Origin of the sequence: Mesorhizobium sp. WSM4311 (genome assembly GCF_002295115.1) — a bacterium.
GTDB lineage: Bacteria > Pseudomonadota > Alphaproteobacteria > Rhizobiales > Rhizobiaceae > Mesorhizobium.
Map to the genome: position 1 here is coordinate 1 of NZ_NSFV01000007.1, position 21,071 is coordinate 21,071.

18 protein-coding genes, 1 tRNA gene and 1 pseudogene are annotated in these 21,071 nt (G+C 61.6%); 8 read left to right on the plus strand and 12 right to left on the minus strand.

The annotated features are described in order from the left end of the window. From CK226_RS19100 to CK226_RS19125, 6 genes are all read right to left on the minus strand, one after another. The coding region (locus CK226_RS19100; protein WP_245437785.1) for a DUF5801 repeats-in-toxin domain-containing protein at positions 1-2,282 on the minus strand (2,282 nt) is incomplete at its 3' end. A 322-nt stretch (positions 2,283-2,604) separates the two neighbouring features. Continuing rightward, a complete protein-coding gene (locus tag CK226_RS19105) occupies positions 2,605-3,252 on the minus strand; it encodes a response regulator transcription factor (RefSeq protein WP_095773455.1) in 648 nt (215 codons plus the stop codon). Positions 3,253-3,839: 587 nt separating this feature from the next. After that, positions 3,840-4,031: a hypothetical protein gene (locus tag CK226_RS19110; RefSeq protein ID WP_095792742.1), complete on the minus strand. Its 192-nt coding sequence runs from the start codon at positions 4,029-4,031 to the stop codon at positions 3,840-3,842. 488 nt (positions 4,032-4,519) lie between these two features. After that, entirely contained in the window at positions 4,520-5,368 is an 849-nt protein-coding gene (locus tag CK226_RS19115; RefSeq protein ID WP_095792743.1) for an alpha/beta hydrolase, read from the minus strand. A gap of 50 nt (positions 5,369-5,418) precedes the next feature. After that, positions 5,419-6,696: a beta-ketoacyl-ACP synthase II gene (fabF, locus tag CK226_RS19120; RefSeq protein ID WP_095792744.1), complete on the minus strand. Its 1,278-nt coding sequence runs from the start codon at positions 6,694-6,696 to the stop codon at positions 5,419-5,421. Positions 6,697-6,742: 46 nt separating this feature from the next. Continuing rightward, positions 6,743-7,321 (minus strand): TetR/AcrR family transcriptional regulator, encoded by a 579-nt coding sequence (locus CK226_RS19125; RefSeq protein WP_095792964.1) that lies wholly within the window; start codon positions 7,319-7,321, stop codon positions 6,743-6,745. 84 nt (positions 7,322-7,405) lie between these two features. Here CK226_RS19125 and CK226_RS19130 point away from each other — a divergent pair, with 84 nt between their 5' ends. The 3 genes and pseudogenes from CK226_RS19130 (at position 7,406) to CK226_RS19140 (ending at position 12,381) form a co-directional block, all read left to right on the plus strand. Further along, positions 7,406-8,512, plus strand: a complete 1,107-nt coding sequence (locus CK226_RS19130; protein ID WP_095792965.1) for an efflux RND transporter periplasmic adaptor subunit — start codon at positions 7,406-7,408, stop codon at positions 8,510-8,512. Then, positions 8,512-11,622, plus strand: a pseudogene (locus CK226_RS19135) (efflux RND transporter permease subunit). The gene CK226_RS19130 and the pseudogene CK226_RS19135 overlap by 1 nt, the downstream one beginning before the upstream one ends. Before the next feature lie 183 nt (positions 11,623-11,805). Further along, a complete protein-coding gene (locus CK226_RS19140; protein WP_095792745.1) occupies positions 11,806-12,381 on the plus strand; it encodes a TetR/AcrR family transcriptional regulator in 576 nt (191 codons plus the stop codon). Between the two features lie 266 nt (positions 12,382-12,647). Here the strand turns inward: CK226_RS19140 and CK226_RS19145 are convergent. Beyond that, positions 12,648-12,724: transfer RNA gene (locus CK226_RS19145), tRNA-Met, on the minus strand. 241 nt (positions 12,725-12,965) lie between these two features. On the opposite strand from CK226_RS19145, the gene CK226_RS19150 reads away from it, so the two are divergent. Next, positions 12,966-13,931 (plus strand): Gfo/Idh/MocA family oxidoreductase, encoded by a 966-nt coding sequence (locus CK226_RS19150; RefSeq protein WP_095773459.1) that lies wholly within the window; start codon positions 12,966-12,968, stop codon positions 13,929-13,931. Positions 13,932-13,945: 14 nt separating this feature from the next. On the opposite strand, the gene mnmA is transcribed toward CK226_RS19150, so the two are convergent. Next, entirely contained in the window at positions 13,946-15,136 is a 1,191-nt protein-coding gene (gene mnmA, locus CK226_RS19155; RefSeq protein WP_095792746.1) for a tRNA 2-thiouridine(34) synthase MnmA, read from the minus strand. Between the two features lie 287 nt (positions 15,137-15,423). Here mnmA and CK226_RS19160 point away from each other — a divergent pair, with 287 nt between their 5' ends. After that, complete coding sequence (locus tag CK226_RS19160; RefSeq protein WP_006203587.1) at positions 15,424-15,699, plus strand: DUF1153 domain-containing protein; 276 nt, start codon at positions 15,424-15,426, stop codon at positions 15,697-15,699. A gap of 69 nt (positions 15,700-15,768) precedes the next feature. Here the strand turns inward: CK226_RS19160 and CK226_RS19165 are convergent, their stop codons facing one another. Beyond that, a complete protein-coding gene (locus CK226_RS19165; RefSeq protein ID WP_095792747.1) occupies positions 15,769-16,695 on the minus strand; it encodes an NADP-dependent oxidoreductase in 927 nt (308 codons plus the stop codon). A gap of 89 nt (positions 16,696-16,784) precedes the next feature. Here CK226_RS19165 and CK226_RS19170 point away from each other — a divergent pair, with 89 nt between their 5' ends. Then, positions 16,785-17,183 (plus strand): helix-turn-helix domain-containing protein, encoded by a 399-nt coding sequence (locus CK226_RS19170; RefSeq protein ID WP_095792748.1) that lies wholly within the window; start codon positions 16,785-16,787, stop codon positions 17,181-17,183. An 82-nt stretch (positions 17,184-17,265) separates the two neighbouring features. Here CK226_RS19170 and CK226_RS19175 read toward each other — a convergent pair whose 3' ends face one another. Further along, on the minus strand, positions 17,266-17,643 hold the full coding sequence (locus CK226_RS19175) for a flagellar export protein FliJ (RefSeq protein WP_027047321.1): 378 nt from the start codon (positions 17,641-17,643) through the stop codon (positions 17,266-17,268). 451 nt (positions 17,644-18,094) lie between these two features. Here CK226_RS19175 and ctrA point away from each other — a divergent pair, with 451 nt between their 5' ends. Next, entirely contained in the window at positions 18,095-18,790 is a 696-nt protein-coding gene (ctrA, locus tag CK226_RS19180; protein ID WP_006203583.1) for a cell cycle two-component system response regulator CtrA, read from the plus strand. Between the two features lie 98 nt (positions 18,791-18,888). Here the strand turns inward: ctrA and CK226_RS19185 are convergent, their stop codons facing one another. Next, entirely contained in the window at positions 18,889-19,257 is a 369-nt protein-coding gene (locus CK226_RS19185; RefSeq protein WP_019860755.1) for a response regulator, read from the minus strand. Positions 19,258-19,482: 225 nt separating this feature from the next. After that, positions 19,483-20,112, minus strand: a complete 630-nt coding sequence (locus tag CK226_RS19190) for a histidine phosphotransferase family protein (protein WP_019860754.1) — start codon at positions 20,110-20,112, stop codon at positions 19,483-19,485. Between the two features lie 415 nt (positions 20,113-20,527). On the opposite strand from CK226_RS19190, the gene CK226_RS19195 reads away from it, so the two are divergent. After that, a complete protein-coding gene (locus CK226_RS19195; protein WP_244277619.1) occupies positions 20,528-21,064 on the plus strand; it encodes a DUF1134 domain-containing protein in 537 nt (178 codons plus the stop codon). Positions 21,065-21,071 lie beyond the last annotated feature (7 nt).

Consider the following 21,071-nt stretch of genomic DNA (forward strand, 5'->3'; position numbering starts at 1 on the left):
ATGCCGGCCTGGCTGATGGAGATGGCGATGGCGACGGGATCGCCAGTCGTGCTGCCGTCGTTGCCGACGTCAACCCGGCCGACCACAAGGCCGCCCTCGACATTGAGCAGGATATTGTGCCCGGCGAGGGAATCGAAGCCGGAATCGACATTCGCGCCGCTGACGCCCAGCGAAAGCGTCTGGGTGCCGCCGTCGGTGCCGAAGCTCGAATTGGGTGTGACCACCGCCGAGGCGCTGGCCGCCCAGCCGAGCGCTGTGCCGAGCGCCGCGAAGGCGGCGGGCAAGGCGCCGGCCTGGTCATTGGAACTGGCATCGACGCCGGCCGTCTCGTCATGCAGTACCTTGGCCGCGTTCTCGGTCAAGCCCGCCGTCGGTCCATCGTCCCTGATCTGCACCTTGTCGCCGATGGCGATGTTGGTGCTGCTGGTATCGCCGTCGCCGTCCGTGGCAGTGATGATCGCCAGCAAGGCGCCGTCGAGCATCGTCTTCACATCGTTGGGGTTGGTCGTATCCGGATGGGCGATCGCGACATATTGCGCGATGCTGAGAATGCCGGCCTGGCTGATGGAGATGGCGATGGCGACGGGATCGCCAGTCGTGCTGCCGTCGTTGCCGACGTCAACCCGGCCGACCACAAGGCCGCCCTCGACATTGAGCAGGATATTGTGCCCGGCGAGGGAATCGAAGCCGGAATCGACATTCGCGCCGCTGACGCCCAGCGAAAGCGTCTGGGTGCCGCCGTCGGTGCCGAAGCTCGAATTGGGTGTGACCACCGCCGAGGCGCTGGCCGCCCAGCCGAGCGCTGTGCCGAGCGCCGCGAAGGCGGCGGGCAAGGCGCCGGCCTGGTCATTGGAACTGGCATCGACGCCGGCCGTCTCGTCATGCAGTACCTTGGCCGCGTTCTCGGTCAAGCCCGCCGTCGGGCCATCGTCGTCAGTGAACAGCTTGTCGCCGACCGATTGGGTCACCGTCACGCCTTGCGACAGGTCGACCCGGCCGACGTCGAATTTGCCGACCACCGCCGTCGCCTGGAAGCGGTTGAAGGTTTCCACTGCCTGTGTGCTGCTGTTGTCGGTGAACCACTGCACCGTATAGGCATCGTTGAGGTGCTGGGCGGTTATGGTTCCGTCCCCGTTGAAGGTGACGAAGCCGTTCGACGACGTCGTGTCGGTGACCTGCTGGCCGGTGCCGTCCCTGATGACGACGCGAACGATAGCCACCGCCGCATCGTCGGCAAGCGCGCTTTGGCCGGCGTCGTTGCCAAGGTTGCTGCCACTGCCGAGGTTGTTGTCGATATAGCTTCGGCCCTGCTCGGGAGAGGTTGTCGCGCCGCCGGCGCTGAACGCGCCGATCTTGACGGTGAAGTTGGTGCCCGGACTGCCCTCGGTCTGCGAGATGAAGAGCTTGGCGTCGGTGACATCGATGAAGTCGGTGTAGCTCATATTGTCGATGTCGCCATAAGTGCCCGGTGCCTGGCCTTTGACGAAACTGAACACGGCCGTCTCACCCGGATCGAACATCTGGTTGTTGACGCCGATCGTGGCGCCAATGCCGCCCTGGCTGGTCTTGATGTTGTCACCTGAATTGTCGAGCGATCCGTCTGCCTGGATGACCGGATGTATGCCGCTCACCAACAATCCTGCGCCCGATGTGCCGACTGCCACGAACAGATGGTTGCCAGAGTCGAGATTGTCGAAATTGAATGAGGTCGATCCCGAAGCAGAGACATTGAGCAGGTTGGTCCAGTCGATCCGGTCATCTGGATTCGCGGTATTGGGATGAGCAATGGCCTCGAAGGTCACCATCTCGATGCTGGCGCTGAGATTGTCCCCGGCCGCTTTCAGGTAGAAAGCAGCGACGACATCGCCTAACCCTTCGATGGCGCTTGTCGTGGCGAGCACGATCGTGCCGTTGGCATAGGAATGCAGATAGATGGCGTCGCCATCGACCGTTTGCAGCGGGCTGCCATTGAAGATGACCTGGTCGCCGTCAAGCGGCGCGCCGCTACCATCGGAAAAGAACAGCTTGCTGATCGTCGCCCCGTCAGGATTGACCGTGACGAGGCCGGCCGCGCTGACCGCGGCCTCGACATCGTCGGCATAGGCGCGCTGGCCCGCAGACAGTTGCAGCTCGCCGGCAAGGCCGTTCAGGAAAGTCTGGAAAGCGGAGGAAAGCCCGCTGAGATCGCTGCCGATTACGGTGTCGTTGCCGTCTACCGGCGTCTGCTGCCCCGAAGTCTGATCAAGGATCAATGTGCCGTTGATGGTGATGGTGGTGGCCATGGTCGTCGTCCCCTTTGGAGAGGTTTGATGGCGAGGTTTTATTAGAACGATCCGCACGTCCGGCCGGAATGCCCCTACCCGAGTGCATCCGGTCGCGCGCTGTGCGGCCCTCCTACGCGATTGTGCCGCCGACGCAGAGGACGCGTCCATTTGCGCTTCGATAGTATTAGGGTGGATGCCCATAGCTGATCGAACGATATATATCCTTCGATAGATCATGCCGGCGCGGGCGGAGGCGCTGTTGTCGCGGCCATTGGCATCAGGCGGCTTTCCGGCCCGTTGCGGGCATCATGTCGATGCCAAGCTAAAGAGGGAGAGATGGTCAGAGCAGGCCGCTTCGGCCTATTCCTGGACGCTCGTCATCTTCGCCATGCGCTACCCAGGCCAATTCCGCCCGGCCGTCGAGGTGCAGCTTCTCGTAGACGTGATGCAGGTGCATCTTCACCGTACCTTCGGATAGATGCAGCCGCTGCGCGATGGTCTTGTTGCGCAATCCGCGCGAGACGAGATCGGCGATCTCGGTCTCCCGCCCGGTCAGCCTGGATTTCGGCTGGGGCTGCGATCGAGGCATCAGCAGTTGCTGGACGATCTTGTTGTCGATCCACTTCTTGCCCGCCGCCACTGCATTCACGCATTCGGCGAGATAGCGGTGGCTGATGCCGTCGAGCAGCAGACCGTCGCCGTCGAGTGCCTGTATTTCCTTGATATCGAGCCTGCCGTTCGGCTGCACGATGAAGATGACGCCGAGACTGTCGTTGCAGGCTCTCAGCCGGGAGGAAAGACCGATTGCCTGCGGATCGGCAATGTCCAGCCCGACGATGACGATATCGGGCCGATGGCGCGCCACATAAGGGAGAACGTCCGCAGGGCGGCGGCACTGGGCGACAACATCGTGTCCAGCCTTGCGCAGCACCCATTCCAGACCGGCGAGATAAACCCCCCGCGGGTCCGCAACAACCAAAGTTGACATGCGAACCGTCCGTAAAAAACGCAACGAACTTGTCTAAAAATCCGTAAAATCAGGAAACCAGAGCTTAAGCAGTTTGTCAAGCAACAGCTAATATGCATTTTGCTATAATAGCAAGCCAATGCTGTTGAGGCGCCCGGCATGGGCACCTCGCAGGGCAGCAGTCGGAATCGTCGTCGCGGCGAGAGCCTTGAGCCGGTTCGATGCATCAGGATCTTTTGAGGATCTCCGGGTGCTCGAACTGCAGGGCCGCGGGCCGCGATCTCAGGCAACGGCCCAGCGCCTGGGGTTGCTAGGGGGACTGGCAGCGGAAGGCCGCTGGGCCTGACCGACAGGGCCTTGAGGACGGGCGGCGCCGGCTGGCGGGATATATGCACTCCAATTGGCAACAGCGAAACATGCGAATGAAGGAAGTCAAAGCCGGCTGAAGGCCGTGCGACATGGTAGCCCAACAGGCTTAGTTGCAAATTTGCTAATATATGGACAAACTCATTGGAGCGGGGAGGAACCCGAAAACTCACCGCAATGGCCGGTGCGGCGTCTGTCGCGCCCCAAAGCCCACCCGCACCGGCCATTCCCCAACGGTTAACCTACAGCCGATCGAAATCAGCCAGCCCGAGACGTCTTCGCTGGCCCTCTGCATATGCCAGGGCAAACGACTCCAGTTCGAACGCTCGGGTTAGTTCTTCGTCGCCATCGACCACACGGACGAACCACTCTCCGCAGGCTTCGATCACTTCAACGCAAGGATTGACCTCGCCGTCAGACGCCACGCGATCCATCGCAAAGTTCCATAGAATGCAACGGTGAACGTCGATTTTGTTAAGGGTCGCGCGAATCCATTTTCAATATCAAATGTGTATCGAGACATTGGTTGTCTCTAAGAATTTATCCGTGCGGCAGGACGGTGCCCTCCATCCTCACCCGAAGATCTGGCCCGGATCGGCCCGCGTGCCTCTGTCAGAGAGCGCGGGCTTCAAGCCACTTCTTCAGCGACATCGGGCGGCGTCAGCTCCGGACGCGACTTGAAATCATCCACCCGGATGCAGTTGAGGGAATCCAGGTAGCTGATTCTTATGTGATTAGATTGGGTAGCGGGAGAGCGCTACCGCCTTTCCCGAAGGTCGCCGCGACGGTCCAGACATGACAACGGAGGACTCGAATTGTCTTGCATCTCATGATGCAGCAAAGCTCATGTACGTGCCGCGTCGCCTGCTGGACCAGCCTAGGCGTCGCCATCTCCCGTCATAAGGCGGTTGAGATTCGGCAGCTAACTCCCCAGTATGATGCGTGCCAGTCCCAATGGATTCTCGACCGCCGAAAAGTGTCCGGTATCCTTGAGCGTGAACATGCGCGCGTCAGGGAGCAGTGCCCTGGTCCGCTCCCTTTCGTTGGGGCGCGACCAGTCGCTGTCGCCATAGATGAGCGTTACGGGCGTTGAGACGTGCCGATACTGGTCCCGCGCCTCGCTCCAGGATCGCCAACCTGCCAGCACTTTGCGCGCGATGCGCTTATATCCAGGGCGTTGCGCCACCCGGCCGAACTCGGCCAGAAGCTCGGAAGGCAGTTTGCGCGGATCGTGATATCCGCCACCCATGATCTTGCCGAGTACCATCTGGTTTTCCATCCACGCATTGAACGGACCAAGAATTGGGATCTGCAAACTTCCGATGATGAGGTTCGCGAACCAGTTGCCACGTCGCAGGCCATCGCCATAACGGGTTTCGTAGTCGTAAGGATTGCTGGCGAAGACGCGCTCGACCCGCCGCGGAATGGCGGCAGCGACCGTGAGAGCCAACGCACCCCCGATCGATTCGCCAACAAGCGTGACGCCGGTGAGGTTGAGCTTCTCGATGAAGCCGATGACGCTCTGCCTGAAATACGGCTCATCGAAGGACGCGAGCGGGTCGATCGGCGAATGGCCGTGTCCAGGCAGATCGATAGCATAAACCGTAAACGACTTGGCGAGGAGAAGGGCCAAACCGCGAAAATATTCAAGCTGTGTGCGGATCGTATGCACAAGGATCAATGGCGGGCCATTGCCGCTCTTTTCATAACGCAGGCTGAGCGCGTCCGATATTTGCAAGAGGCTTGGCTGGGATTTGGTGGCCGTTAGCATTTCATATCTCTTCTTTGTTTGTGACGGCAAATGAGGCAAGCGCATCTCAATCAACCGGCGCGCCAATCCCACCGTCGGAACAGCGCGCTGGCGTTGACGCCTCCGAAGCCGAAGCCGTTGCAGATCGCGTACTCCATCTCCATTGGCCGGGCCCGGTTTGCGACGAAGTCGATCCCTTCACCCGCTGGATCAGCGGTGTTCAAATTGAGGGTGGGCGGTGCCATCTGATCCCTGAGCGCCAGGATCGCGAAGATCGCGCCAAGCCCGCCGGCGGCTCCAAGCAGGTGTCCGGTGGCCGCCTTCGTGCCGCTGACCGCTATGCCGTAATCTTCCCCGAAGACGCTTTTGATCGCGGCGATTTCCCCCAGGTCGCCGACTGGCGTGGACGTCGCGTGCGCATTGAGGTGGCTGATCTCGCGCGCCGAAATGCCGGCCTGGGCAATCGCGATCTCCATGGCTCGACGCGCGCCATCGCCGTCCTCGGGACCGGAAGTGACATGATGGGCGTCCGCCGTCGTGCCGTAGCCGACCAGTTCGGCGAGCGGTTTGGCGCCGCGCGCAAGCGCGTGGCTCAATTCCTCGATGACCAGGATGCCGGCGCCTTCGCCCATGACGAAGCCGTCGCGCGCCATGTCGAACGGGCGAGAGGCCTCCTCTGGACGATGATTGAAGGACGTCGAAAGAGAGCGTGCCGCGGCAAACCCACCGAGACTGACCGTATTTGTGCAGGCTTCCGTTCCGCCGCACACCGCGATGTCAGCTTCATTGGCGCGGATAAGACGGGCCGCGTCGCCGATCGCTTGAATGCCGGCCGCGCACGCCGTCACCGGCGCTCCGAGCGGACCTTTGAAGGCGTGACGGATCGAAATCTGTCCTGCCGCCAGGTTGACCAGGAAGGATGGCACCGTGAACGGTGAAAGACGTCGAACGCCGCGCTGATCGACCGTTCGCACCGCTTCGGTTATCGCGGGGAACCCTCCGATGCCCGATGCGATGATCGTCGCGGTGCGGACCCTGTCATTTTCCGAGACCGGCTTCCAGTTCGCCTGGGCAATCGCCTCTTCCGCTGCCGCCAGTGCGAAGAGAATGAAGCGATCCACCTTGCGCTGGTCCTTCGGCGCCAGGACGGTATTGGGATCGAAGCCGGCTTCGGGATCCTCTTCCAGGGAAGGAACCGTGCCGCCGATCTTCGCCGGCAGGTCTCCCACGACATCGTCCGGCAGCCTGCGGATGCCCGAGCGACCGGCAAGCAGACGCGACCAGGAGGCTTCCACATGTGCGGCAAGGGGCGTGACCGCTCCCATGCCCGTAATAACGATCCGTCGCATCTATTCTCCCATCACTTGGGTGCGTCGCCAGCGCTGCGTGCGGCTTTCAAGCCGCGACTGCTTCGAGAACTTGATCGGACGCTGCACCCAGAAAAGCCCTCGCGAGGTCGGGATCATTGACGGCGCGCGAGAGGACGACCGCACCGACCATTGTCGAGAGAACGGCCATGGCCTTAACGCCGGCCTCCTCGCCGCGGGTCTTGCCAACCCATGAGCCCAGCATCTCGAGGTATTCTCGGATGCCGGCCTCAAATGATGCTTTCACCTCGGCGCCTTGCCTGGCAGCATCCGAGCCAAGCGCAACCACCGGGCAGCCGTCCATCTTTTCCTCGCGATGCCCGGTGCTGAGATAGAAGTCGATCACGGCGCCAAGCGGATCCTCAGGGCTCGCCGCGGCCGCTGTCGACCATCGGTTCGCAGAACTCTCCAATGCCCTTCTGGACGCCTGCGCGACCAAGTCGTCCTTGGACGCGAACTGCTTGTAGAACCCGCCTTGTGTCAGCCCGGCGCCCTCCATCAAATCCTTGACGCCGATGCCATCGAATCCGCGCTCCCGAAAAAGCCGGCTCGCCACATCGATCACGGTTTGCCGGTTCTGCTCAGCTTGGCTGCGAGTCACACGCATCATCCATCTCCTTTTTGATTGCGTTCATAATCTATATCAGCTATAGAGTACGAATGCAATCTATTTTCACAGAGGGCGATGGGCATGAAAAAGCGACTTGTTATTGGACTGGCGAGCATCCTGGTCGTGGGGCTAGGGGTGGCCGCATTCATTACGCTTCGCACGCAGACGGCCGCTGCCGCGGCTGACCCGAGGCAGGAACCTCCGATGGTCAAACTGGTGACGGCAGCGGGGGTCACCGGATCTGACCGCGGCTTCACGGGCACAATTGCGGCGAGGGTGCAGAGCAATCTTGGTTTTCGCGTCCCCGGTAAGATCATCGAGCGACTTGTGAGCGTCGGCGAACAGGTCAAGGCGGGCCAACCGCTGCTGCGGATCGATGATACCGATCTCGTCCTTGCGCTCACCGCGAAGCGCAACGCTGTCGCTGCGGCGCGCGCTGTCCTGGTCCAGACGAGCGCCGACGAAAAGCGCTATGCCGTCCTGGTCCAGAAGGAATTGGCGGCAACCCCGCAGCGCCATGAGCAGGCGAAGGCAGCACTCGATACCGCGACCGCACAGCTCGCGGCCGCGGAAGCGGACGCGAAGGTCGCGCAGAACGAGGCGGCCTATTCCATTCTGGACGCGAACGCAGATGGAACGGTCATCGAAACGCTTGGTGAGCCTGGACAGGTTGTCACTGCGGGACAGACCGTGGTTCGGATCGCCGACGCCGGTCCCCGCGAAGCGGTTGTAGCGCTTCCCGAAACGATCCGGCCGGAGATCGGCTCGGTAGCCGAGGCGGCGATGTACGGGGCCGATGGGCAGCACTATACGGCGCATCTGCGACAGTTGTCGGACGCTGCCGATCCCCAGACCCGCACCTATGAGGCCCGCTATGTGCTCGACGGTGAGGCCGCGGCAGCACCGCTTGGCGCGACGGTAACCATTCGGCTTGCAAGCCAGGCGAGTGAACCGGAAGTCCAGGTGCCGCTGGGAGCCGTGCTGGATGATGGCCAGAAGACCGGCGTTTGGATTCTGGACGGCGCAACCTCGACCGTACATTTCCGGCCCGTCAAACTTGTTCGTTTGACCAGCGAAACCGCCGTGATCTCCGGGCTGAGTTCCGGTGATTCGATTGTTGCGCTCGGCGCACATCTCCTGCAGGAGGGCACCCGCGTCAGGACCGCCTCTGGAAGCGGGAGCAACTGATGAACCTCAATCTTTCCGCGATCGCCGTTCGTGAGCGAGCCGTAACGCTCTTCTTCATCATCCTGCTGGTCGCCGCCGGCGCCTACGCCTTCCTCATGCTTGGACGTGCCGAAGACCCCAACTTCACCATCAAGACCCTGACGGTCACGACGGTATGGCCGGGCGCAACGGCTCGCGAGATGCAGGGACCTCGTCGCCGAACCGCTGGAGAAGCGGCTTCAGGAATTGACCTGGTACGACCGTGTCGAGACGACGACACGGCCAGGCTATGCCTATTTGACAGTTACGCTGAAGGACAGCACCCCGCCATCCAGCGTGCAGGAGGAGTTCTACCAGGCCCGCAAGAAGCTCGGGGATGAAGCCCGCAACCTGCCGCCCGGCGTGCTCGGTCCCTTCGTCAACGACGAGTATTCGGATGTGAGCTTCGCGCTTTATGCATTGAAGGCCCAAGGCATGCCGATGCGGGAACTCGCGAGGCAGGCCGAGACCATTCGCCAGGACCTTCTGCATGTGCCCGGCGTCAAGAAGATCAACATCCTCGGCGAACGTCCCGAGCAGATATTCGTCGAGTTCTCCTATGCCAAGCTGGCAACCCTCGGCGTGTCGGCACAAGACATCATTGCCGCCTTGCAGCGGCAGAACACCGTCACGCCGGCGGGCTCGATCGACATAGAGGGGCCGCAGGTCTTCATCCGGGTCGCCGGCGCCTATGACAGTGTCCAGGCGATCGCCGACACGCCGATCGTCGCCGCGGGACGGACGCTGAAGCTCTCCGACGTCGCCGAGGTCCGGCGCGGCTACGAGGATCCTCCCACCTACATCATCAGGCACCAGGGTGAGCCGACCATCATGCTCGCGGCAGTGATGCAGGAGGGCTGGAATGGTCTTGAACTCGGCAAGGCGCTGGAGGAGAAGTCCGCTTCCATCGCACAGACGCTGCCGCTCGGAATGACGCTGGCCAAAGTCAGCGACCAGGCCGTGAACATTGGCTCGTCGGTCAACGAGTTCATGCTCAAATTCGCGATGGCGCTCGGCGTGGTGCTCCTGGTGAGCCTGCTCAGCCTTGGCTGGCGCGTCGGCATCGTCGTGGCGGCCGCGGTCCCACTGACGCTCGCCGTCGTGTTTCTCATCATGCTGGAAACCGGCCGGTTCTTCGACCGCATCACGCTCGGTGCCCTCATCCTGGCGCTTGGCCTCCTCGTCGACGACGCCATCATCGCCATCGAGGTGATGGTGGTGAAAATGGAGGAGGGCATGGACCGCATCAAGGCAGCAGCCTATGCGTGGAGCCACACCGCGGCGCCGATGCTCTCAGGCACGCTCGTGACGATTGCCGGGTTCCTGCCGGTGGGCTTCGCGCGCTCGACGGCGGGCGAATACGCCGGCAACATCTTCTGGGTCGTGGGGTTCGCCCTCATCGTCTCCTGGATCGTTGCTGTGATCTTCACCCCTTATATGGGCATCAAGATGCTGCCCGCGATCAAACCAGTCGAAGGCGGCGTTCACGCCATATACGACACACCGAACTATCGGCGCCTTCGCCGGCTCATCACCTTTGCGGTGCGCCACAAGTTTTTGACGTGCGCTGCTGTCGGCATCGTCTTCGCGCTTTCGGTTGTTGGCATGGGCGGTCTCAAGCAGCAGTTCTTCCCGACATCCGATCGCCCTGAAGTGCTGGTCGAGGTTCGCCTGCCGGAAGGCACCAGCATCGAGACGACGACCGGCACGGTCGAGAAGCTGGAACACTGGCTTGGCAGCCAGCCCGAGGCCAAGATCGTGACGAGCTATATCGGTCAGGGCGCTCCCCGCTTCTTCTTCGCCATGGCGCCCGAATTGCCTGATCCCGCCTTCGCAAAGATCGTCGTGCTGACACCGGACGCGGAGGCGCGCGAGGCTTTGAAGCACCGGCTCCGCGTGGCGGTTGCGACAGGGCTTGCCCCCGAAGCGAACGTCCGTGTCACGCAACTCGTGTTCGGACCCTACACGCCGTTCCCGGTCGAGTTCCGGGTCATGGGGCCAGACCAGCGGCAATTGTACACCATCTCCGAAAAAGCCCTCGACATCATGCGCGGCGTGCCGGACGTGCGGCAGGCCAATCGCGACTGGGGCAATCGCACGCCGGTACTGCGCTTCATCCCGGATCAGGATCGACTGAACCTCATCGGCCTGTCACCGGCGGAGGTGGCCCAGCAACTCCAGTTCCTCCTCATCGGCATCCCCGTCACGCAGGTCCGCGAGGACATTCGCAATGTTCCCATCGTGGCACGCAGCGCCGGCGGTGAGCGGCTGGATCCGACGCGTCTGGCCGACTTCTCGCTGATGAGCCGGATGGCCGCCAGATTCCGCTCGACCAGATCGGTCACTCGGACGTCCGCCTGGAAGAGCCGATCCTGAAGCGACGCGATCGCACACCCGTCATCACGATCCGCTCGGACATCAACGAGGCGACGCAGCCTCCAGAGGTTTCCAAGCAGATCATGACGGCCCTTCAGCCGGTGATCAGATCCCTTCCGGCCGGCTACCGCATCGAAATGGGTGGATCGATCGAGGAGGCGGCCAAGGCCAATACAGCGCTGGGTAAAGTCTTCCCGGCCATGATCGCCGCCATGTTGATCGTCATCATACTGCAGGTGCGATCCTTCTCGACGATGGCGATGGTCATGCTGACGGCGCCGCTCGGCCTCGTCGGCGTCGTGCCCATGTTGCTCACCTTCAACCAGCCCTTTGGATTCAACGCCATTCTGGGCCTGATAGGGCTGGCCGGCATCCTGATGCGCAACACGCTGATCCTGACGGAACAGATCAAGGAAAACCGTGCCGCCGGCCTTGACGACTATCAAGCCGTTATCGAGGCCACGGTGCAACGCACGAGGCCCGTGATCCTGACCGCACTTGCCGCTGTGCTGGCCTTCATTCCTCTCACGCACTCCGTCTTCTGGGGATCGATGGCCTATACGCTCATCGGCGGCACGGCGGCCGGCACGGTGCTGATCCTGCTGTTTCTTCCAGCGCTCTATGTCGCGTGGTTCCGGATCAAGCCGACCGCGGATGAGGTCCAGGAGGTTTCGACGCAGGAGCCGGAAGTGCCAGTAGCAATGGCGGCTGAGTAGGGGCCGGCAATCGCAGGAAACTGTTCAGTTCCCGCCGTTGGCTTTGCCCGACCAAGGCAAGGCCAACGGCTCGGACTTACCACTTACTGCTGATCGTCCAGGCCTGTCCCGCAGGCTCGTGCTTCATCAATTCTGGAGACATCCGTGAATCGTCCGCTCCGAACGCGAACTGATCCCGATGAGATGCGCGCACGCATCCTGGAGATGGCGGAGGAGCAGTTTCGCCGCATCGGCTACCATAAGACGTCGGTGACCGACATTGCCGCGGAGCTCGGCATGAGCTCGGCAAACGTCTACCGTTTCTTCCCCTCCAAGGGTGCGATCATCGAGGCCATTTGTGGCCGGGTCGTCAACGAGGTCGCCGAGATCGCCTTTGCGATCGCACGCACGAGCGCGCCAGCCTCCGAAAAACTCAACCGGCTTCTGAGCGCCATTCACCACCACGGCACGACTACCCTGATCAAGGAAAAGCGCATGCACGACATGATTGTCGCCGCGATGCAGGAGAACCGGGCGATCATCAAGGCGCTTATCGAGCGGCTGATCTCAATCTTCGAGGTGATCATCCGCGAAGGCATCGAAGCGGGCGAATTCAAGGTCGAGGATCCCGCCGAGGCGACGCGCGCGGTCAAGACCGCGTTCACACCGTTCTTCCACCCGATTCTGATCGAGCACTGCCTTCAACACGGCGAAGACATCGAAGCGGGCCTACGTGAGCAGATTCGCCTCATTCTGAAAGCCCTCGGCAAGTCGTACTAAGCGGCGTGCCGAAACAAACGTCATGCAATATGCAGCAACCAGGCCGACGCGGCCTCGCGTCATAGATCCGACACTCGCTTTGGGAACTGAAACACGCGCGAAGCTGACTACCAATGTCGCAAACTGGCGGCATCCACGACGTTGGTCGGCACCACAATGTCAGCAGATAAGTATGGCCTCGGGCCTTGAAATCATTGAGGATTTTCAAGCGCGGCGCTATTATATATCCGCGATTTCGTTGTGATTTCAATAGTTTAGAGGAATTTTGGTAGCGGGAGAGGGACTTGAACCCCCGACCCCAGGATTATGATTCCCGTGCTCTAACCAACTGAGCTACCCCGCCAGGGCGGCGAAAGGCCCGAAATCCGCCTCAAATCAAAAGGCATTTCGAGGCGTTCGCCAAGGTCGCGCGGATATAAGGTTGGGAGGGCGAGCCTGTCAAGCTTCGAAGCATTCCATATCGCTGCATATTCTCATTGCCGAAAAAAGCTTTGCCGCGTGGACATTTGGTTGCAACCGCCGGGGTTGAGTTCGAAGGGGCACGTCGCTATGTCTCGGCCACGAGTTTTTAGAGTTTGAAACAGATGAAGCCGCGCATTGCAGTCCTCGGTTGCGGATACTGGGGTAGCAACCATATCCGCACCCTCAAGGCGCTTGGCGCGCTGCACGCGGTTTCCGACGCCAACCGGGCGCGTGCCGAAGGCTTTGCCAGCGAACAGGATTGCCTGGCGATCGAGCCGGACCAGTTGTTCGGCCGGGACGACATCGACGCCATCGTCATGGCCTTGCCACCTCAATACCATGCCGAACTCTCCGTGCGCGCCGTCGAGAGCGGCAAGGACGTGCTGGTGGAGAAGCCGATCGCACTGACGGTGCCGGATGCCGAGCGCTCGGTGCAGGCGGCCAAGGACAAGGCCCGGGTCTTCATGGTCGGCCATGTCCTGCGTTTTCATCCCGCCTTCGAGACGCTGAAGGGGCTGATCGACAATGGCGAACTTGGCGAGGTCCGCTACATCCACTCGCACCGGCTTGGCCTTGGCAAGTTCCATACTGAGAACGATGCGCTGTGGGACCTGGCGCCGCACGATCTGTCGATGATCCTGGCCATCACCGGTACCGAGCCGATCGAGGTGCGCGGCGAGGGTGCGGCCCTCCTCGACAATCTCAGCGACTTCGCGCATCTGCACATGCGCTTTCCCAACGGCCTGCGCAGCCATCTTTTCACGTCGCGGCTCAATCCCTATCGCGAAAGGCGGCTGACCGTGGTCGGGACCAAGGCGATGGCGGTGTTCGACGATGTCGAGCCGTGGGAGCGCAAGCTTGCCGTCTACCGCCATGCGGTCTGGCAGGACAGCGGCCAATGGGCCTTCACCACCAACGAGCCGTCCTATGTCGCGGTCGCGCAAGGCATGCCGCTGACGCGCGAGCTTGAGCATTTCATCCACTGCATCGAGACGCGGGCCGAGCCGCGCACCAGCGGCGAGGAAGCAATCAGGGTGCTGCGCATCCTGACGGCGGGCACGGTCACCCACACCAAGTCGAAAGACTGAAAAAGCGCGACCGTCTATTCGGCGGGAATTTGCGCCGGCCTTGCCGCAAGCTTCGTCAGCATGGCCTCGGCCTCGGCGCCGCGCTCGGAGCGCTCGATGAAGCCGCCGCCGAAGACGCGCGCTTCGTTGCCGTCGTCGGAATAGAGCACGCAGGCTTGGCCGGGCGCGATACCGGACTCGCCGTCGGCCAGTTCGACCGACGTCACGCCCGCGATGTGGCGCAGCACTGCCGGACGCGGCGGCCTGGTCGAGCGCACCTTGGCGAACAGTTCAAGGCCGCCTTCGGGAATATCACTGAGCGGCCCGTCGCCAAGCCAGTTCATGTTGCGCAGATAGATCTTGTGCGTCTCCAGCGCCTCGCGCGGGCCGACGACGACGCGGGCCCGTTCGGCATCGAGATGGACGACATAGAGCGGCTCGCCCGACGCGATGCCGATGCCGCGGCGCTGGCCGATCGTGTAGCGCAATATGCCCTCGTGGCGGCCGAGCACGCGGCCGTCGATATGGACGATGTCGCCCGGATTGGCGGCGGCTGGCTTCAGCTTGGCGATGACGTCGGAATATTTGCCTTGCGGCACGAAGCAGATGTCCTGGCTGTCCTGCTTGGCGGCCACCGTCAGCCCCATCTCCTCGGCAATGGCGCGAACCTGCGGCTTCGACAGGCCGCCCAGGGGAAAGCGCAAATAGTCGATCTGCGCCTGCGTGGTGGCGAACAGGAAATAGCTCTGGTCGCGATCGGCATCGACCGGCCGGTAGAGCGCGCGGTGGGCGCCATTGGCGCCGGAGCGAATGTAGTGGCCGGTGGCGAGCGCATCGGCGCCCAGTTCCTTGGCGGTGGCCAGCAGATCGGCGAACTTCACAGTCTGGTTGCAGGAGACGCAAGGGATCGGGGTCTCGCCGGCGACATAGCTCTCGGCGAAGGGGTCGATGACCGCCTTGCGGAAGCGCTCCTCATAGTCGAGTACATAGTGGGGGATGCCCAGCGTCTCGGAAACACGCCGGGCATCGTCAATGTCCTGTCCCGCGCAGCATGAACCGGCCCGGTGCGTGGCCGCGCCGTGATCGTAAAGCTGCAGGGTGACGCCGACGACATCATAACCTTCGCGTTTCAACAGGCCGGCGACCACGGACGAATCCACGCCGCCCGACATGGCGACGACAATGCGGGTGTTTTCGGGACGTCCGGGAAGGTCGAGACTGTTCATGATGCTTTCATTCTGCGCGGCGTCTGAATGCCAATGTCGAGAATATAGGTCAAGCTTTCCGCCGGCGCCAGCTTGCAAGGCGATCGGCCGATTGCGCGTGATCCGCGATCGGCCGGATTTTTTCCAACCAATTCAAGGCTTCCAGCCGGATATTTCAAATGCCTGCGAAAACACTAACGCGGCGTTCACGATCCTTACCTAGTCATTAGGGTCTGCTTAGGCAATTTTTAAAGCTGTGGCGGTAACGTGGCGGGGATTGGGTCTTTGAGTTTTTTGTAGAGAGTACGATGACCGATCTGGTTAGACCTAGAGTTAAGTATGTTATCGGGCCTGACGGCAGCCCTCTCACGATTGCCGATCTGCCGCCGACCAACACGCGTCGCTGGGTTATCCGGCGCAAGGCGGAAGTGGTTGCGGCGGTGCGCGGCGGGCTTTTGAGCCTCGAAGAGGCATGCCAGCGCTACAAGCTCACCACCGAGGAATTCCTGTCCTGGCAGGCGTCGATCGACGAATATGGCCTTGCCGGGCTGCGCACCACGCGCATCCAGCAATACCGGCACTAGGGCCGGGCTGAAGATACAAAAGGGCGCGGCATGCCGCGCCCTTTTGCTTTTGGGTCGTGTCTTTGCCGGTCAGATCGTCAGCGCCACCTTGCCGATTGGCTTGGTGGTGAGAAAGGCGTGAGCAGCCCCGGCCTCTTCGAGCGGGAAGCTCTTCGCCACATGAACGGTGAGCTTGTCCGCGTCGATCAACCGGCCAAGCTCCACCAGGCCTTCGCGGTCAGGCACGACGGACATGCGCTCGACGCGGATGTCACGCGCGCTGGCCAGCGCCCTGGTGGTGTCGTTCAGATCCAGCAAGGACACCAGCACGCCGCCGTTCCTGATGACCTTCAGCGAGCGTTCCGCATGGTCGCCGCCGATTGGGTCCAGCACCAGATCGATGTTGCTGATCCGGCCGGCAAAATCGCCTTGAGTGTAGTCGATGACCTCGTCGGCGCCGAGATTGCGGACGAAATCGAGCTTGTTGGAACTGGCGGTGGCGATGACGTAGGCGCCGCGCGCCTTGGCGATCTGCACTGCCAGATGGCCGACACCGCCGGCCGCCGCATGCACCAGCACGCGCTGGCCCGACTTCAAGGCGCCATGGCGGACAAGGCCCTGCCAGGCGGTCAGGCCGGCCAGCGGCAACGCGCCTGCCTGGATATGGTCCGCCGCCTTCGGCTTCAGCGCGACCTCGTCGGCCGGCACTGCTGCTCGCTCGGCGTAAGCCGCCGCCTGCTTGGGGAAGCGTGGCATGCCGAACACCTCGTCTGCGACCTTGAGGCCGGTGACGCCGGCGCCGAGCGCCTCGACGGTTCCCGAAATATCCCACCCGACGATGAAGGGCGGCTCTCCGAGAAGCTTGTAGTGACCAGAGCGGACGGCGCCGTCGACCGGATTGATGCCGGCTGCCTTGACCCGGACCAGCACTTCGCCGGGCTTGGGAGAGGGATCGATTTGGTTGGCGATGACAAGAACTTCGGGTCCGCCGAAGGAATTCTGGATAACGGCACGCATGGTATCTCTCCTGCTTGGTTGGTGCCGCTATCATTTGGATAGTAATATTCCCTTGTCCAGTATGTACCTTTTTGATATATACTCACCTCATGGATAGCGATGACGACTCCCCCTTCGGCTATGATGCGTTCCGGCGGACGTGTCCTTCCCACACCGTGCTCGAGATGCTGGCCAGCAAATGGGTCTATCTGGTGGTTTGCGCGCTGCGCAAAGGCCGGCTGCGCAATGGCGAGCTGGCCCGCAAACTCGAAGGGATCACGCCCAAGATGCTGGCGCAGACATTGCGCGTGCTCGAGCGCGACGGTCTTGTGCGGCGTGAGATCTTTCCGGTCATTCCGCCGCGCGTCGAATATGAATTGACCGAGCTTGGCCAGAATCTGGGAGGGCTGCTTACCCAGATCAGGGCATGGGCGGAGCAGCACGCGCCTGACATCAAGGATGCCCGGGCCAGGGCGATTGCCGTAAGTGAAGGGGATTGGGCCGCCTAGAGCGGGGATCTCGCGGCAAGGGGGTGGTTCGGGCCGATGGCCCGATGAACTCCCCGCCCGCGCCGGTGCCGATCTCGCCGGTTCAGCCGATCATGGCGCTGCGGCCACCGGTTTCGGCTTCGCGGACCTTGGTGTCGCGCGATTCCAGCATTTCAGCCTTGGAAAGCTCCGCTTCAGCTTCGCCGAGTAATGATTCGGCAGTGCTTCGCTGTTGGGCGAGGTCGCTTTGCGAATTTCTGAGGTTGTCGCGGCGCAAGCGGGCCGCCTTGGCGAAGGTCGGATAGGCGAAATGATTGATGTCGGTGATGCCGGCTTTCTTTTCCTCGGCGGTGATCTGAAGCTCCAGTTCGACGGCCATGCGTTCGAACTCGGCGATCATCATGTCGAGCTGCAGCAGCTGGCGCCGCTTCTCATTCACCTGAAACTGTTTCAGCCGAACGAGGTTTTCACGTGACTTCATGATTCGGTACTCCCGGAAACGCACACCCGCACATATCGTCCAAACCACCTGGAAAGGCCCAGGCTTTGCCCGTGTCCACCGGCATCTCCCGAACTATGGGAAACAAAACCCTAAAGTTTTTTGCCGGCGGTAACCATTCGTTTACGGGCATTGTTAATCATACGGGTCAGGACTTAAGGCCGGGTAAAAATTCCGGCCGCCGAAGCGAAGGCGCGTCGATGAGTCCCTGGAGTCGCTTAGTCCGGGTTGTTAATGTGTTGCATTAGGAATTTGGGCATGAGATTCGTTATTAGATTCAAGAGGGTGTAGAAAGGGGTTAAAAAATCTGATACCGTCATGGACGGGAAATTAGGTTTTGTTAACCATTCAATGGCAGCCTCTGCACAAGGCAACCACTGCTCCGGGGCAGGACGGGTCGTGAAATGGCCCGGCAGCAGAAAAGGGGAATGAAATGCGTGTTCTGCTGATAGAAGATGACAGTGCAACCGCACAAAGCATCGAACTGATGCTGAAATCGGAAAGTTTCAATGTCTATACGACGGACCTCGGTGAAGAGGGTGTCGATCTGGGCAAGCTCTACGACTACGATATCATCCTTCTCGATCTCAACCTGCCCGACATGTCCGGCTACGAGGTCTTGAGAACGCTTCGCCTCTCCAAGGTAAAGACGCCGATCCTGATCCTTTCCGGCATGGCCGGCATCGAGGACAAGGTGCGCGGCCTCGGTTTCGGCGCTGACGACTACATGACCAAGCCGTTCCACAAGGACGAGCTGGTTGCGCGCATCCATGCCATCGTGCGGCGCTCCAAGGGCCACGCTCAGTCGGTCATCACCACCGGTGACCTGGTGGTCAACCTCGACGCCAAGACCGTCGAGGTCGGCGGCCAGCGCGTGCACCTTACCGGCAAGGAATACCAGATGCTGGAGCTGCTCTCGCTGCGCAAGGGCACCACGCTGACCAAGGAAATGTTCCTCAACCACCTCTATGGCGGCATGGACGAGCCGGAATTGAAGATCATCGACGTCTTCATCTGCAAGCTGCGCAAGAAGCTCGACGCCGCATCCGGTGGCCAGAACTACATCGAGACCGTCTGGGGTCGCGGCTACGTGCTGCGCGAACCCGAAGACATCCGCGTCAGCGCCTGAGCGGCGCGCGCCGCCCGAATCATTGCCATCATCGACAAAAAACCCGGCTTCGGCCGGGTTTTTGCGTCATGGATCAGCGATGAGAGGCCTCTGCCGCCTCAAGCTGCGATTTTCAGGTTTCGAAAGCGCTCGAGCAATTGCGGGCGATTGAACGGCTTCAGGAGATAGCCCTGGGCGCCGGCGCGCTTGGCCCGCATGATCGAGGCGATGTCGAGCTCCACCAGCGAGATCAGGATCTGCGGTCTTATCGGGCTTTCCATGGCGCGCACGCGGCGGATGAGGTCAACCGCCTGCACGTCCGGCAGGGCACCGTCGACGACGATGATGTCGGGCATGTCGGCGGCGCACATCTCCAGTGCATCAAGCCCGCTGGCTGCTTCGATGACCACCATGTCGGAACCGCCCAGGATGCGTTTTGCAACCTTCCTGATGACGCTTGAATCGTCGACGAACATGCAGCGTTTCATTTCCGGGTCCTCTTTGCCTTGGGGCAATCCGGTCGTGCGGGGCATCTGACAAGCACCCTAGGCCGATCTGGTAAAGAACCCGAAAAGTCTTTAGGTAAAATTTTTGGAAAGATGACGCCGGACAGGCTTTTCTTCGCGAATGCTTCGCTGCCGCCGCGGATTGAGCCGTCACGGCAATATTACGCCGTTGAAATACTTTGTTCTCCCGGCAAGCCGGCCGGACGCTCAGGCTGCCGAAAGCACGATTTCTTCCGCCGTCGCATGGATCGATATCGTCATGCCGGCCTCGCGGGCCAGCAGCAGCGTGTAGTAGGGTTGCACCGAATGCGCGTCGATCGGCTCTTCCGGCTTGTGGCCGGAATGCAGTTCGAGGAATTTCGGCGGCACGCGCAGCATCGGGCCGCTTGCCGAAAGCGAAATGCGCGGCTCGGTCTCGAGATTCTCGAGGGTGACGACCAGCTTGCCGCCACGCGGAATGGCGGCGTTGGCGACCAGGATCAGGTTGAGCAGCAGCTTGACCTTGTTCTTGGGCAGAAGCGCGCGCGCCCCATTCCAGGTCAGTTCCGGCTTTTCGTTCTTGAGGAAGGCGATCGCCACCGCTTCGGCGTCGCCGGTGTCGATCAGCATGCCGGCGGAGCCTGCCGCGCCGAAGGCAATGCGGGCGAACTGCAACCGGGCCGAGGCGTTCTTGGCGCTCTGGCGGATGAGCCGCATGGCGTCCTCGTCGGCGCCGCCCTCGTCAAGCAGTTCAAGCCCGTTGTTGATCGCGCCGACCGGCGAGATGATGTCGTGGCAGACACGGCTGCACAGAAGCGCCGCGAGGTCGGGCGCGGAAAGGGTGAACAGATCGGCCATCGGTGAAAATCCCTGCAAAATTCCACAATTCCTGGCCGAGCGAGCGATCGTCGCGCCTGCCTATACGAATCACGCCTCAACCCGAGGCTTTCTGAATACACAGCAGCTGTACGTACAGCAACAAATCCAAAATTGTCGTCCGGCAAATGGCGCCTTTGCGCAGGCTTTCAGAGCCGCGCGACCCCAAAAGCCAGCCTTCGAACCGCCATCTTCCTGTGGGAGTTAATGGTTGAAAAAGGATTACGGCATAGTTTGCCCCTAACAGTCATCCTTAACGGCCGCCTAAAGAGCCGGACCGGATGCGAGGCGTCGGCGAAAGTGCTCCATGACGGAGATTGGAAGCATGTTTTCCCGATTCTACGACCGGAGTTTCCTCCGCGTCACCTCAGGCCGGAAGTTTCTCCGTGTCTGCTCAATGGCGATCACGCTCATGGGCGTCCTCGTCTTCTCGACTTCAGCCCTGCGGGCCCAGGAGTACACCGCTCAGGAGATTATCGATTCCGGTCACAAGTTCTTCGGCGCGACATCGGGTGGGCTCGCCACCGTCGTCGAGAAGATCTTTGCCTCCTACGGGCTGCCCAATGGCTATCTGCTCGGTGAGGAGGGGTCGGGCGCGCTGATCGGCGGCCTGACCTACGGCGAAGGCACGCTCTACACCAAGAATGCCGGCGACCACAAAGTGTTCTGGCAAGGCCCGTCGCTGGGCTGGGATTTCGGCGGCGAGGGGTCCCGGGTGATGATGCTGGTCTACAATCTCGACGATGTCAGCAACCTCTACAACCGGTATGGCGGCGTCGCGGGGTCGGCCTATGTGGTGGCAGGCGTCGGCTTCAATGTGCTGAAGAACAACAATGTGCTCCTGGTGCCGATCCGCACCGGCGTCGGCGCCCGGCTCGGCGTCAATCTCGGCTATCTGAAACTGACCGAGCGGGCGACCTGGAATCCGTTCTAAAGTCCGA